Here is a 13,115-nt window from a genome sequence, read left to right on the forward strand (position 1 = left end):
TGTCAACGCACCCCGGTATGGCCGAATCCACCCGTTCCCCGCACGCTGTCGGTGAAAGTATCCACCACCTGCAGGCTGACGCGGGCAATCGGCACGATCACCAGCTGGGCAATGCGATCGCCCGGCTCGATGGTGAAGGCCTCACGGCCACGGTTCCAGACACTGATCAGCAACGGGCCCTGGTAATCGGCGTCGATCAGGCCGGTGCCGTTGCCGAGCACGATGCCATGCCGGTGGCCCAGGCCCGATCGCGGCAGGATCACCGCGCACAGCTGCGGATCGGCGATATGGATGGCCAGGCCGCTGGGAACCAGCGCGGTATCGCCCGGCTGCAGGGTCAGCGCGGTTTCCAGCGCGGCGCGCAGGTCCATGCCGGCGCTGGCTTCGGTGGCATAGGCCGGCAGCGGCCAGCTGTCGCCGAAACGCGGATCGAGCAGCTTCACCTGCAGCGGTTGCGGGGAAAACACCGGGTGGGCACTTGCCTGGGTCATGCCTGAAGCCTCCGCGCGATCAGCGCCAGCAGTTGTTCGGCCAGCTCACGCTTGGAAGTGGCCGGGAATACCTGTTCGCCGTCCTGCCAGAAGGCAGTGGCGGCATTGTTGTCGCTTTCAAAACCACCGCCACTGATGCCCACCTGGTTGGCGATCACCAGATCCAGACGCTTGTCGATCAGCTTGCCACGGGCGTACTTCTCCACGTCGTGCGTCTCGGCGGCAAAGCCGACCACCAGCTTCAGCGACTGTGTCTGCGCGGCCACCTCGGCCAGGATATCGGGGGTGCGCACCAGCTCGATCACCAGCGACTGGCTGTCGGCGGTCTTCTTCAGCTTTTGCGCGGCCACCTGGCGCGGGGTGTAATCGGAAACGGCCGCGGCGCCGATATAGATGTCCGCCGGCAACGCGCCGAGCACCGCCTCGCGCATCTGCGCGGCCGAACGCACATCGATGCGCTGCACGCCGGGCGGGGTTGGCAGCTGCACCGGTCCACTGACCAGCACCACCTGCGCACCGAGCGCAGCGGCGGCGGCGGCCAGCGCGAAGCCCATCTTGCCGCTGCTGCGGTTGCCCACGTAACGGACCGGGTCGATGTCCTCGTAAGTCGGCCCCGCACTGATCAGCAGACGGAGGCCCTGCAGCGCAAGGGTTTCCGGTGCGGCGGACACGTTCCCGGCGGCACCGGCGCTGGCTGCCAGCGCAGCCACGATGTCGCCCGGCTCGGCCAGCCGGCCCGGGCCGGACTCGCCCTCGGCCAGTGGACCGTCCACCGGCCCGATGACCTGCGCGCCACGCTGGCGCAGCAGGGTGATGTTGGCCTGGGTGGCCGGATGCAGCCACATGCGATGGTTCATCGCCGGGCAGACCGTGAGCGGTGCGGTGCTGGCCAGACACAACGTGCTGACCAGATCATCGGCGTGCCCGTGGGCAAGGCGTGCCAACAGGTCGGCCGTGCCCGGCGCAATCACGATGCGATCGGCCCATCGGGCAAGTTCGATATGGCCCATGGCCTGCTCGGCCGCGCTGTCCCACAACGTGGTGCGGGTGGGCTGGCCGGACAGCGCCTGGAAGCTGAGTGGAGTGACGAACTGCTGGGCCCCCGCGGTCATGGCGACCTGCACCAGGGCACCGGCATCACGCAGGCGTCGCACCAGTTCCAGAGCCTTGTACGCCGCGATCCCGCCGCCCACGCACAACAGCAGTTTCTGGCCTTCCAGCGCGCGGATCCGCGTCGGGGAAGCGTTGGGGGAGTCAGCCACCTGGAATTCCTGTGCAAACGAGGGCGTTAGCTTACCCGAAGGCTGGCAGGCGCCTGGTGCATGCAGCACATAGCGGGCGGCTATCAGCACATGGGGCTGGCATGACACCGTTTTCCGGCTTTTCCGCACGGCGATTCGGATCTTTCCTATACCTCTCGGCACCCCCGCTCCGCAGAATCGTCTTCGGCCCACCGAGGTGAGCCATTTGATTTTCGAGGAGCTTCCGTGCAACCGCGCATCATCATTGCCGACGACCACCCGGTCGTTCTGCACGGCATCCGCATCGTGCTTGAAACCCACCAGATGGAAGTCGCCGGCGCGGCAGCCGATGGCGCCGGCCTGCTGCAACTGCTGCTCGACCAGCCCTGCCATGCGGTGCTGACCGATCTTTCCATGCCAGGTGCCGGCCCCGATGGTCCCGAACTGCTGAAGGTCGTACGTGAACGCCACCCCGACCTTCCTGTCGTGGTGCTGACCGGCACCCGTCACCCGGGGCTGCTCGATGGCCTGCTGCGCGATGGCATACAGGGCCTGGTCGACAAGAGCGCCGACTTCGCAGAGCTGCCCCAGGCCCTGCATGCCGCCATGGCCGGGCAGGTCTTCGTGTCCCAGCAGCTGCGTCGCCACCTGCAGTCCCGCGACCTGCTGTTCCCACACCCACCGGCTACGCTGTCGGCGCGTGAACAGGAAGTGCTGCAGCTGTTGGCCGACGGCCTGAACATCAACGCGGTGGCCGATCGCATCGGGCGCAGCCCCAAGACGATCAGCCGGCAGAAGGCCGAAGCCATGCGCAAGCTCGGGCTGGACAACAACCAGGAGCTGTACGACTACCTGCAGAGCCGGCGCATGTGAGGTGTTGGCCGACCCGCAGGGACGGCAAGGACTTATGGGAGCCGAAGGCGGGGATCGCCATGATGGTGGCCATGCCCATCCACGACTGGCCCGAACAGGAACGTCCCCGCGAAAAGCTGCTGAGCCGAGGCCCGCCAGCACTCTCCGACGCCGAACTGCTGGCGCTGTTCCTGGGTTCCGGCGTTGGCGGCCGGGATGCGGTACAGACCGCCCGCGACCTGCTGCTGGCCCATGGACCATTGCGGGTGCTGCTGGCCCGCAGCGCCGGCGAACTGGCACAGCTGCCGGGCCTGGGGCCGGCGCGCAGCTGCACATTGGCCGCAGGGCTGGAACTGGCCCACCGCTATCTGGCCGCTGAGCTGCAGCACGGCGAGGCCGTGGGCAGCAACCCGGCCACGGTCGGGCGCTACCTGCAGCACCGCCTGCGCGGGCAGGCACGGGAACTGTTCGTCGTGCTGTTCCTGGACAACCGCCATCGGCTGATCGCCTGCGAAGAACTGTTCGCCGGCACCATCAACGCCGCCCCGGTCTATCCCCGCGAAGTCGTGCGCAGGGCCCTGCTGCACAACGCGGCAGCGGTCATCCTCAGCCACAACCATCCTTCCGGCGACCCGGAACCGTCGGCAGCCGATACGCAGATCACCGAGGAACTCCAGCGCGCGCTGTCGCTGGTCGACATCCGCCTGCTGGACCACTTCGTGGTGGGCGAGGGACGGCCCGTTTCGTTTGCTGAACGGGGTCTGCTCCCGCAGTCCCAGGCCCGCCTGTTCGGTTGAGGCCCGCAGACGTAAAGGATCGGGCGCGACCAGGCAGGCAGGGCGCGGTCAGCGTTGCTGCCGACATCTGCGCTAAAATGGGCGATTCCGCCGCTCATTCTCACAGCAGGCCTCGTGAAAAATCTCCTCCGCGCCCTGATCAGCCAAGGCATCGAAGCCTTGCGCGCCAATGGCACCCTGCCCGCCGACTCCCTGCCGCCGGACTTCGTGGTCGAGCGCCCGAAGACCCGTGACCACGGCGACTTCGCCACCAATGCCGCGATGCTGCTGGCCAAGGCCGCGCGCAGCAACCCGCGCGCACTGGCGCAGGCGCTGGTCGAAGCACTGCCGCGCAGCGAAGACGTCAGCAAGGTCGAGATCGCCGGACCGGGCTTCATCAATTTCCACCTGGCACCGGCCGCCTACCAGCGTGAAGCGGCGTCGGTCATCAAGGAAGGGGCCGACTACGGCCGCAACCTGTCCGGCAATGGCCGCACGGTGGGCGTGGAGTACGTTTCGGCCAACCCGACCGGCCCGCTGCATGTCGGCCACGGCCGCGCCGCGGCCATCGGTGACTGCGTGGCGCGCGTGCTGGATGCCAACGGCTGGAACGCCAAGCGCGAGTTCTACTACAACGACGCCGGCGTGCAGATCGAGAACCTGGCGCTGTCGACCCAGGCGCGCGTGAAGGGCATCGCTCCGGACCAGGAAGGCTGGCCGGAAGGCGGCTACCGTGGCGACTACATTGCCGACGTGGCCCGCGCCTACATGACCGGTGCCAGCGTTGAGCTGGAAGGCACCACGGTGGTCGGTGCCAAGGATGCCGAGGACATGCAGGCGATCCGTCGCTTCGCCGTGGCCTACCTGCGCAACGAGCAGAACCTGGACCTGGCCGCGTTCGGGGTCGACTTCGACATCTACTTCCTGGAAAGCTCGCTGTACGCCGACGGCAAGGTGGCTGAAGCGGTCGCCAAGCTGCAGGCCTCGGGGCATACCTATGAGGAAGGTGGCGCGCTGTGGCTGCGCAGCACCGACTTCGGGGACGACAAGGACCGCGTGATGCGCAAGTCCGACGGCACCTTCACCTACTTCGTGCCGGACGTGGCCTACCACCTTTCCAAGTGGCAGCGCGGCTACGAACGTGCGATCACCGAACTGGGCGCCGACCACCACGGCTCGCTGGCGCGCGTGCGCGCCGGCCTGCAGGCGATGGAAGTGGGCATCCCGCAGGGCTGGCCGGAATACGTGCTGCACCAGATGGTCACCGTCATGCGCGGCGGCGAGGAAGTGAAGCTGTCCAAGCGTGCCGGCAGCTATTTCACCCTGCGCGACCTGATCGAAGAAGCCGGCCGCGATGCGACCCGCTGGTTCCTGATCGCGCGCAAGCCCGATTCGCAGCTGACCTTCGACATCGACCTGGCCCGCCAGCAGAGCAACGACAACCCGGTGTTCTATGTGCAGTACGCGCATGCGCGTGTCTGCAGCCTGCTGCGCCAGGCACAGGAGAAGGGCCTGGTGTACGAACAGGGCAACGGGCTGTCCAACCTGGGCCGCCTTGCCGACGACGCATCGCTGGCCCTGATGAACGAGATCTCGCGTTACCCGGAAGTGGTGGAAGCGGCCGGCGTGGCGCTGGAACCGCACCTGGTCGCGCAGTACCTTCGCGAATTGGCGCACGCCTTCCACACGTGGTATCACGGGACGCCGGTGCTGGTGGACGACGCGACCGATCGCAATGCCAAGTTGACCCTGGCCTGCGCAGCGCGCCAGGTGCTGGCCAACGGACTCGACCTCCTGGGCGTCAGTGCCCCGGAAAAAATGTAAGCCTCAGGAGACGCAGTAGACATGGCAGCACGACGCGGCAAGACACAGGCTCGACGCAACAGCAGCCAAGGCACGCCCGGATGGGTGTGGCTGGTGGCCGGCGTGGCGATCGCGGCCGTGGTGTTCCTGGCGGCGCCGAACCTGTTCAAGGGCGATGGTGATGGGTTCCTGCGCGCAGGTCCGCAGCCGAACCCCAACGCGCAGCCGGCACCGGTTGCTGATACCGACAGCGATGTCGGTACCCAGCCCACCGCGCAGCCGGCCACGCCGAAGCCGGCTGAACCGGAAAAGCCGGCCGCCACCCAGTACGACTTCTATACCCTGCTGCCGGGCAAGGAAGTGGAAATGTCCGATGCTGAACTGGCCGCCAGCGCGCGTGCCGAGGATCAGCGCCGGGCCAAGGCCGAAGCCCAGCGCGCCCAGGCTGCGCTGGAAGGCAAGCCGGTACCGGCCACCCCGGCTGCAGCTCCGGCTGCGACCGCAAGCGTGGCCAGCACCGCACCGGTGACCGCAACCAGCCGGCCGTTGCCGACGCCGGTCAGTGAGCGCCCGGTGGCCAGCGCGCCCACGGCCAGCACCGCAGCGCCCGCCAGCAGCGCTGCTGCCGCTGCCCCTGCTGCTCGCAGTGAAGCGGCGCCGGCTGCCACCAGCCCGGCGGCAACGGCTGCACCGGCCGACAACGCCCGCTACATCCTGCAGGCAGGCGCGTTCGGTGCCTCCGGCGATGCCGAGGCAACCAAGGCCAAACTGGCGATGATGGGCCTGGCCGCACGTGTCGAGTCGGCGCAGATCAACGGCAAGACCGTGTATCGCGTGCGCATGGGGCCGTATGGCAGTGCCGGCGAGTTGTCCGAAGCCAAGCAGAAGCTCGATGGCACCGGCTTGCAGGCGATGGCGATCAAGGCACAGTAAGCCTGCCGATCCGAATGAAAAAGCCGGGCATTGCCCGGCTTTTTTGTTTCCGTAGAGCGGAGCCATGCTCGGCTGCCGTTGACGCGGTCGAGCAAGGCTCAACGCCGCAGACAGCAGGTCAGCCTTCGCGGGCGACCTGGAAACCGGCGAACGACTGGCTTACCGGCATCAGCTCCAGGCGATTGATGTTCAGGTGGGCCGGCAGGCTGGCCACCCAGAAGATCTGCTCGGCGATGTCTTCGGCGGTCATCGGGTTGGCGCCGGTGTACAGCTTGTCCGAGGCCACCTGGTCGCCATGGGTGCGGACCACGGTGAACTCGGTTTCGGCCATGCCTGGCTCGATCGTGGTCACGCGCACGCCAGTACCGTGCAGGTCCGAACGCAACCCCAGCGAGAACTGGCTGACAAAGGCCTTGGTGCCACCGTAGGCGTTGCCGCCCGGATACGGGTAGACACCTGCCACCGAGGAAATGTTGATGATCGCGCCCTTGCGTTGCACGAGCTGCGGCAGCAGCCGGTGGGTAAGGGTCACCAGCGCGGTGATGTTGGTGTCGATCATCGTCGTCCAGTCCTTCAGGCTGGCGCTCTGCGCCGGCGCGGTGCCCTGCGCCAGGCCGGCATTGTTCACCAGCAGATCGATGTCACCAAAGGCCGGCGGCAGGGCCAGCAGCGCCGCTTCCATGGCGACCGGATCACGCACATCGAACGCGGCGGCATGCACCACATCCTGGCCGTAGCGCTCGACCAGCGGCTGCAGCCGCTCGCTGCGGCGGCCGGTGGCGATCACTTTCCAGCCCGCCTGGGCGAAACGGTGGACGGCAGCGGCGCCGAAGCCGGAGGTGGCGCCGGTAATCAGGACGGTGCGGGTCATGCAGACAACTCCGTGGGTAACCAGAGCGCCATTCTGGCACCGTCGGCCGTGCGCTGCGTTGCCTGATCGGCCCGCTGTGTTGCGGGTGATCAGCGCAGGCGGAACACGCGCGCCTTCGGCAGATCTTCGTCGACCTGCAGGAACCAGCGCCCGGCGATGCCGGGGATGACTTCGATCTGCGGCGCCTGCAGCGTCCTGCGCAGTTTCATCTGGCCCTTCATCACCTGCCATTGCTGGCCATTGTCCAGGGTGAACACCGTGCCCGGCTCCCAGCCCGCGACGTCACCGACCACGCGGGCGCTGACCGGGCCTTCTTCCAGGCCCAGATGCATCGCCGCCGGGGCCGGAACGTTGGCTGGCAGCGATGCGCCCGAGCTTGCCGCAACCGGCGCCAGGGCAGCGGCCGGCCGGGAGGCCTCGGCTTCCCGCAACACGCGGTTCAGGGTCTGCAGCTGGGTCGCGTCCAGGCCCACTTCGGCCAGCTGGGCCGCACTGAGGCGCTGTTCCAGGGGCACGAAGCGGTCCTGGGCGGCAGCGGCGAAGGTGCTGGCGGTCAGCAGGGCGGAAAGGAGGTACCGGCGCATCGGAAAGGGTCTCTACAGGGCAGTGCTCACGATGCTTCAATCCGATGACAGCCCGGTGACAGCGGCCGGACCGGTACAATGGGCCATGATCAACAATGATGTGCTGCGCAGCGTGCGCTACTCCCTGGACCTGGGCGACCACCATGTGGTGACCCTGTGCCAGATGGCCGACCCCGACTTCGCGGTGGATACCGAGCAGGCCAAGGCCTGGCTGCTGCGCGAAGACGAGCCGGGTTTCCAGCCGATGAACGACAGTGCGCTGGCGCACTTCCTGGACGGCCTGATCCTGCACCTGCGCGGGCGCGATGAAAGCCAGCCGCAGCGCGCGGTGGAAACCCGCATCGACAACAACCTGGTGCTGAAGAAGCTGCGCGTGGCCTTCCAGCTGCGCGATGTGGACATGACGGACATCTTCGCCGCCGTGGGCTTCAATGTCTCCAAATCCGAACTCGGCGCGCTGTTCCGCCAGCCCGGCCACAAGAACTATCGGCGCTGCCTGGACCAGATGCTGCGCAACTTCCTCAAGGGCCTGAGCCTGCGCCTGCGCGGCTGAGCACGGCATCGACGAAGGCGCGCGCGGCCGGCGTTGGCAGACGCTGCCAGACCAGATGCACGCGCCGGGTCGGGGTCGGTTGCAGAGGCACCTGCACCACCCCTTCGAAGCCATCGGCGATCAGCACCGGCACGATGCCGACCGCCAGGCCATGGCGGACGAAGCGCTCGACCAGTTCCATCAGGTTGACCTCGAAACGCACCTGGTGCGGCAGGCCCGCCGCGGCGAACGCGTCGTCGGTCTGCCGGCGCGCACCGGTTCCACGCGGGAAATCGACCAGCGGCTCGTCCTGCAATGCGGACAGCGGCAGTCGACGGCGCCGGGCCAACCGGTGCTGCGGTGCCAGCACGGCCACCAGATCCTCTTCCTGCAACATCTGATGGCAGACGCCATCCAGCTGCGCCGACGGTGCCAACCCCGCCAGCGCGACATCCAGCGCGCGCGACTGCACCTGCGCCAGCAGGCTTTCGCTCTTGTCCACCCGCAGCTGGAACTCCACCTGGGGGTGGTCGTGCTGGAAGGCGGCCAGCATCGCCACCACGTCGATGCCGGTAAGCGAAGAAATCTGCCCGATCGCCAGCATGCCGCGCACCTCACCACTGACGGCGGCCACATCGGCGCGCAGATGACGCAGGCTGGCCAGCACCTGGCGCGCATGTACCAGCAGCGCCTCGCCCGCCGCGGTGGTGCGCACCACGCGCGGCAGCCGTTCGAACAAGGCCATGCCCAGTTCCTGCTCCAGGTGGGCGATCTGGTGGCTCAACGCAGACTGCACCACATGGCAGCGCGCGGCCGCCCGGGTGAAGTTGCCTTCCTCGGCCAGGGCAACGGCGAACTCGAGCTGTTTGAGATTCACGCAACTATCTCAATTAAAGATGATTGCGATGATGATGATTCATTTCCATCATCACTGCAGGCGGCGGACACTGTGCGTCCCCGCTTCACGGAACATCGCGTGACCACTTCCCTTCCCCCCCTGCAACGCTGGCAGATCCTGCTGATGTCGGTCGCCACCGGCGTGGCGGTTGCCAGCAACTACTACGCACAGCCGCTGCTGCACACCATCGCCGATGCCTTCGGCGTGCCCTTCGGCCAGGTCGGCATGGTGGTGACGGCAGCGCAGCTGAGCTATGCGGCCGGGCTGATCCTGCTGGTGCCGTTGGGCGATCTGTTCGAGCGTCGCCGGTTGATCGTGGTGATGACGCTGCTGTCGGCCAGCGGACTGGTGATCAGCGCCTGCGCGCCGTCACTGACGTGGCTGCTGGTGGGCACGGCGATCACCGGCCTGTTCTCGGTGGTGGCACAGGTGCTGGTACCGTTTGCGGCCACCCTGGCCGCACCGGAGCATCGTGGCCGGGTGGTCGGTACGCTGATGAGTGGCCTGCTGCTGGGCATCCTGCTGGCACGCACCGTGGCCGGGCTGTTGTCGAGCCTGGGCGACTGGCGGCTGGTCTATGCGATCGCCGCAGGCACCCTGGTGCTGACGGCGCTGGCCCTGCACCGCGGCCTGCCGCGCTTCCATCACACCGCTGGGCTGGGCTACTTCGCACTTCTGCGTTCGATCGGCACGCTGTTCGTGCAGGAGCCGGTGTTGCGCCGACGTACGCTGCTGGGCGCGTGCAGCTTTGCGATGTTCGCGATCTTCTGGACACCGCTGGCCTTCCTGCTGGCGCAGCCTCCGTTCGCATACAGCGACGCCACCATCGGCCTGTTCGGCCTGGTGGGTGCCGCCGGCACGCTCGCGGCCGGTCTTGCCGGGCGCATGTCCGACCGTGGCCAGACCAGCCGTGCCACGGCCATTGCGCTGGTGCTGTTGCTGCTGTCGTGGCTGCCGCTGGGGCTGTCGGCGCATTCCCTGCTGGCGCTGCTGGTTGGCGTGGTGGTGCTGGACCTGGCCGCGCAGCTGCTGCATGTCAGCAACCAGAACCTGATCTACGCGCTGCAGCCAGAGGCGCGCAATCGCCTCAATGCCGGCTACATGACCGGCTACTTCATCGGTGGTTCGCTCGGCTCGCTGCTGTCGGCGCAGGTCTATCAGCGTTTCGGCTGGACCGGCGTCTGCCTGGCCGGTACCGCGGTGGCGGTACTGGCCCTGCTGGTGTGGCTGCCAGACGCCTGGCGCGCGCGCCGGGCTGCTGCCGGCTGCTAGAAGCTGCCCTGCAACGCCAGTTCCCAGCGTCCCCCGGCGTTGCCGGGGAACAGGCGCTTTGCCGCCGTATCGGTGTCGTGCACGGTGGCACGCAGTTCCCAGGCCGGTGTCAGCGTGGCAACCGCGCTGAACTGGCCGTGCAGGTAATCGGGCCCCTGCGCGGTGGCCAGCCAGTACTGCCCCGCTGCAGCTTCCAACCGCACGCGTGCATTCAAGGGGACGCGCACGCCCAGCTGCGCATAGGTTCCGCGATGGCCGCCGGCCAACGCATCGCTGGAATGGGCGACCTGCAGCCAGGCGCGCTGCTTCCAGGTGGCGGTGACATTCAGTTCGGTCCAGTCCAGCGCACGTCCGGTGCCGGGGTAGATATAGCGGGTCACGTTCGTATCCAGGCTCCAGTCGGGCGTCAGTGCGCCGGACCAGCCGGCGACCAGGTCGAACTCGCTGCGTGCGCCGTTGTCCGGCCTGAAGGAAACATTCGAGCCCCACCCGCTGGCATACCAGCCCGGACCGACCGTCACCTTTGCCCCCACCTGCGCGGCCGGATCGCCGTCGCTCTGCGAACTGCCGCGCCAGACATAGTCGCTCGTCAGTGCTGCCATGCCGCTCACCTGCACCTGCGCCTGCGCGCTGCCTGCACCCAGCAGGCCTGCCAGCACGGCCATGCCGGCCGCGATCTTCCCCGTGTTGTTCACTGCCTGTGTTCCCGTTGTGGGCGGTCATTCCGCCGGGACGGCAGTGTCGGCGGCACGGCCGTAACCGTTCGATGGCGATCGGCCCGTCGCTGCGCAAATTCGGCGTAAATCCCGCTGCGGTGGGCGCGGTATCATGCAGGCCTGTTTCCAGGAACCAACCACGTGGACGCCATCCTGACCCCGGTATCAATCGGTGAACTGATCGACAAGATCACCATTCTCGAGATCAAGGCCGAGCGCATTGACGAGGCCACCAAGCTGGCCAACGTGCGCACTGAGCTGGGTGGCCTGCTGCCGCTGCTGCAGCAGCAGCTGGATGCGCAGCCGGCGCTGGCTGCGCTGAAAACGCAGCTGAAGGCGATCAACGAGCGCATGTGGGACATCCAGGACCAGCTGCGCGACAAGGAAGCGGCGCAGGTGTTCGATGATGCATTCATCCAGCTCGCGCGCGGCGTGTATGGCACCAATGGTGAGCGCGTGCAGGTGAAGAACGAGATCAATCGCGTTGCCGGCTCGGCGCTGGTGGAAGAAAAGCAGTACCAGGGCGGCTGAACGCCGGTCAGCCGCATTCCAGCAGATGGCGGATGCGGAACAGTTCGCCATCGCTGTGGATACCCAGCTTGCGGTAGGCCGTCTTCTTCTGCGTGCTGATGGTGCTCGCAGAACGCTGGAAGCGCCGGGCTACTTCGCCGGTACTGCAGCCCTGCAGCACCAGGCGCAGCACTTCGCGCTCACGCCGGCTGAGCGGCGCCAGGCTGGGCGCCGACATCCGGCGCGAACGCGACCGGTTCAGCTGGTTGCGCAGGTTGGGCGGCACGAAACGCCCGCCGCGGGCGACCACGTTCACCGCGCGCAACAGCATTTCAGGCGTGGTCGATTTGCACAGGAAACCGCGTGCACCCGCCTGCATCGCACCGGTCACGGTGCTGGCGTTGCAGTGCGCCGACAGCACCAGCACCGGCAGCGTCGGCCAACGCCGCGCCAGGGTCCGCAGCAGCGCCAGGCCATCGCCAAGATCCCCCAGGGGCAAGGCATCGATCACCAGCAGGTCGACGCAGCCTGGGTCGTCTTGCAGCAACTGCAGCAGATTGCCTTCGTCGGCATAGCTGCCCAGCACGTCCATGCCGCTGCACTGGCGCAGCAGTACTTCCACGCCCAGCCGCAGCACCGGATGCGGATCGAGCAAGGCCAGGCGACGCGGCCGATCGGGAAGCAACGGTGGAAGGACGGGCGACATCGCGGTGGTCCAGCAGCACGGGATATCCACCGTAGGGGGCTGCTGACGGTGGCGGAATCCAATTCATTGCAATGCAGCATGGCCGCATGCCAGCCAGTCAGACTCTGTTTTGAAACCCCACAACGCAACAGGCCCGGCAATGCCGGGCCTGCTGCAGCACGGGCGGCGCGCAGGCGCGCCGTCGATGCGATTACCAGCTGAAGCGCGGGCCGACGGTGTATTCCTTGTCGCCGTGGCGGTTCATCTTCAGCTCGCCGTTCAGGCCCCAGTTCTGGTTCAGCTTGACCTGACCACCCAGACGGCCGTACCACTGGCTGTCGATGTCGATGCCGTGCTTCTTCGAGTAGTCTTCGTAACCGACCAGGCCGTAAACCTCGGCGTGGGCACCGAAAGCAGTGCGGATACCGGCTTCAGCGCTGTAGCCGTTGAAGTCCAGGCCGTGCTTGCGGTCGAACTTCTGGTAGGCAACGCGGGCAACGAAGTCGGTCGACGGTGCGATTTCGACGTTGTAGCCGGCACCGACCTTCCACTGGTCAACCTTGATGTTGGTGTGGTCGACTTCCTGGCGGTTGTATTCACCGAAAGCGTGGAAGTTCGGCAGGAAACCGTAGGAACCCTTCACGCCCCAACCATCAGCCTTGATGCCGTCAATGTCGGTCTTGGCGTAATCGGCCTCGGCGTAGTTGTACGACAGGTTCTCGGCGGCCGAAGCGGTGAACGGCAGGGCAGCGGCCAGGGCCAGAGCAATCAGCGAATTCTTCATGGGGGTACACCTTTACTTTCTTATGGTGTGCAGCAGCGCCAGGGCGCCATCGCATCGGGAATGTAAATTCTCCGTTATTCGCCACAACGCTCCCTGAAAACAGCGGTCTTCGCATTGCTGAATTTTTTGCATTGATTCAGCAAGCCTCAGGCATACGCGCGCGGTGC

At 67.0% G+C, this 13,115-nt stretch carries 15 protein-coding genes; 7 read left to right on the plus strand and 8 right to left on the minus strand.

From position 1 onward, the window contains the following. Positions 1 to 2: 2 nt before the first annotated feature. Positions 3 to 491, minus strand: coding sequence for a dUTP diphosphatase (gene dut, locus ACVOLJ_RS13050; RefSeq protein ID WP_475280965.1), 489 nt, complete (start codon positions 489 to 491; stop codon positions 3 to 5). Beyond that, on the minus strand, positions 488 to 1,753 hold the full coding sequence (coaBC, locus tag ACVOLJ_RS13055) for a bifunctional phosphopantothenoylcysteine decarboxylase/phosphopantothenate--cysteine ligase CoaBC (RefSeq protein ID WP_475280964.1): 1,266 nt from the start codon (positions 1,751 to 1,753) through the stop codon (positions 488 to 490). Before coaBC ends, dut begins: the two co-directional genes overlap by 4 nt. Positions 1,754 to 1,978: 225 nt before the next feature. On the opposite strand from coaBC, the gene ACVOLJ_RS13060 reads away from it, so the two are divergent. From ACVOLJ_RS13060 to ACVOLJ_RS13075, 4 genes are all read left to right on the plus strand, one after another. Beyond that, positions 1,979 to 2,605, plus strand: a complete 627-nt coding sequence (locus ACVOLJ_RS13060) for a response regulator (protein ID WP_475280963.1) — start codon at positions 1,979 to 1,981, stop codon at positions 2,603 to 2,605. Between the two features lie 71 nt (positions 2,606 to 2,676). Beyond that, complete coding sequence (gene radC, locus ACVOLJ_RS13065; RefSeq protein ID WP_475280962.1) at positions 2,677 to 3,381, plus strand: RadC family protein; 705 nt, start codon at positions 2,677 to 2,679, stop codon at positions 3,379 to 3,381. Between the two features lie 114 nt (positions 3,382 to 3,495). Beyond that, a complete protein-coding gene (gene argS / locus ACVOLJ_RS13070) occupies positions 3,496 to 5,184 on the plus strand; it encodes an arginine--tRNA ligase (RefSeq protein WP_475280961.1) in 1,689 nt (562 codons plus the stop codon). A gap of 21 nt (positions 5,185 to 5,205) precedes the next feature. Further along, a complete protein-coding gene (locus ACVOLJ_RS13075) occupies positions 5,206 to 6,096 on the plus strand; it encodes an SPOR domain-containing protein (protein WP_475280960.1) in 891 nt (296 codons plus the stop codon). Positions 6,097 to 6,214: 118 nt separating this feature from the next. Here ACVOLJ_RS13075 and ACVOLJ_RS13080 read toward each other — a convergent pair whose 3' ends face one another. Continuing rightward, positions 6,215 to 6,967, minus strand: coding sequence for an SDR family NAD(P)-dependent oxidoreductase (locus tag ACVOLJ_RS13080; RefSeq protein ID WP_481564281.1), 753 nt, complete (start codon positions 6,965 to 6,967; stop codon positions 6,215 to 6,217). Positions 6,968 to 7,056: 89 nt separating this feature from the next. After that, positions 7,057 to 7,551, minus strand: coding sequence for a hypothetical protein (locus ACVOLJ_RS13085; RefSeq protein ID WP_481564282.1), 495 nt, complete (start codon positions 7,549 to 7,551; stop codon positions 7,057 to 7,059). Between the two features lie 85 nt (positions 7,552 to 7,636). Here ACVOLJ_RS13085 and ACVOLJ_RS13090 point away from each other — a divergent pair, with 85 nt between their 5' ends. Beyond that, positions 7,637 to 8,104, plus strand: coding sequence for a YehS family protein (locus ACVOLJ_RS13090; protein ID WP_475280957.1), 468 nt, complete (start codon positions 7,637 to 7,639; stop codon positions 8,102 to 8,104). Here ACVOLJ_RS13090 and ACVOLJ_RS13095 read toward each other — a convergent pair. Next, positions 8,073 to 8,960 carry a LysR family transcriptional regulator gene (locus ACVOLJ_RS13095; protein WP_481564283.1) on the minus strand — a complete coding sequence of 296 codons (888 nt, stop codon included), beginning with the start codon at positions 8,958 to 8,960 and terminating at the stop codon, positions 8,073 to 8,075. The two genes, ACVOLJ_RS13090 and ACVOLJ_RS13095, sit on opposite strands and share 32 nt — an antisense overlap. Positions 8,961 to 9,104: 144 nt before the next feature. Between ACVOLJ_RS13095 and ACVOLJ_RS13100 the strand changes: the two genes are divergently transcribed. Continuing rightward, the gene (locus ACVOLJ_RS13100; RefSeq protein WP_481564297.1) at positions 9,105 to 10,253 is read left to right on the plus strand and encodes an MFS transporter; all 1,149 of its coding nucleotides are present in this window, start codon (positions 9,105 to 9,107) and stop codon (positions 10,251 to 10,253) included. On the opposite strand, the gene ACVOLJ_RS13105 is transcribed toward ACVOLJ_RS13100, so the two are convergent. Then, positions 10,250 to 10,918: a TorF family putative porin gene (locus ACVOLJ_RS13105; protein WP_481564298.1), complete on the minus strand. Its 669-nt coding sequence runs from the start codon at positions 10,916 to 10,918 to the stop codon at positions 10,250 to 10,252. The two genes, ACVOLJ_RS13100 and ACVOLJ_RS13105, sit on opposite strands and share 4 nt — an antisense overlap. A 192-nt stretch (positions 10,919 to 11,110) precedes the next feature. On the opposite strand from ACVOLJ_RS13105, the gene ACVOLJ_RS13110 reads away from it, so the two are divergent. Beyond that, complete coding sequence (locus ACVOLJ_RS13110) at positions 11,111 to 11,500, plus strand: DUF6165 family protein (protein WP_481564284.1); 390 nt, start codon at positions 11,111 to 11,113, stop codon at positions 11,498 to 11,500. A 7-nt stretch (positions 11,501 to 11,507) separates the two neighbouring features. Here ACVOLJ_RS13110 and ACVOLJ_RS13115 read toward each other — a convergent pair whose 3' ends face one another. Together ACVOLJ_RS13115 and ACVOLJ_RS13120 are read right to left on the minus strand one after the other, a co-directional pair. Continuing rightward, positions 11,508 to 12,185, minus strand: a complete 678-nt coding sequence (locus tag ACVOLJ_RS13115) for a response regulator (protein WP_481564285.1) — start codon at positions 12,183 to 12,185, stop codon at positions 11,508 to 11,510. A gap of 190 nt (positions 12,186 to 12,375) precedes the next feature. Beyond that, positions 12,376 to 12,948: an OmpO family porin gene (locus tag ACVOLJ_RS13120; protein WP_475280953.1), complete on the minus strand. Its 573-nt coding sequence runs from the start codon at positions 12,946 to 12,948 to the stop codon at positions 12,376 to 12,378. Positions 12,949 to 13,115: the final 167 nt, after the last annotated feature.

The sequence above is a fragment of the Stenotrophomonas sp. STEN046 genome, from assembly GCF_056759755.1.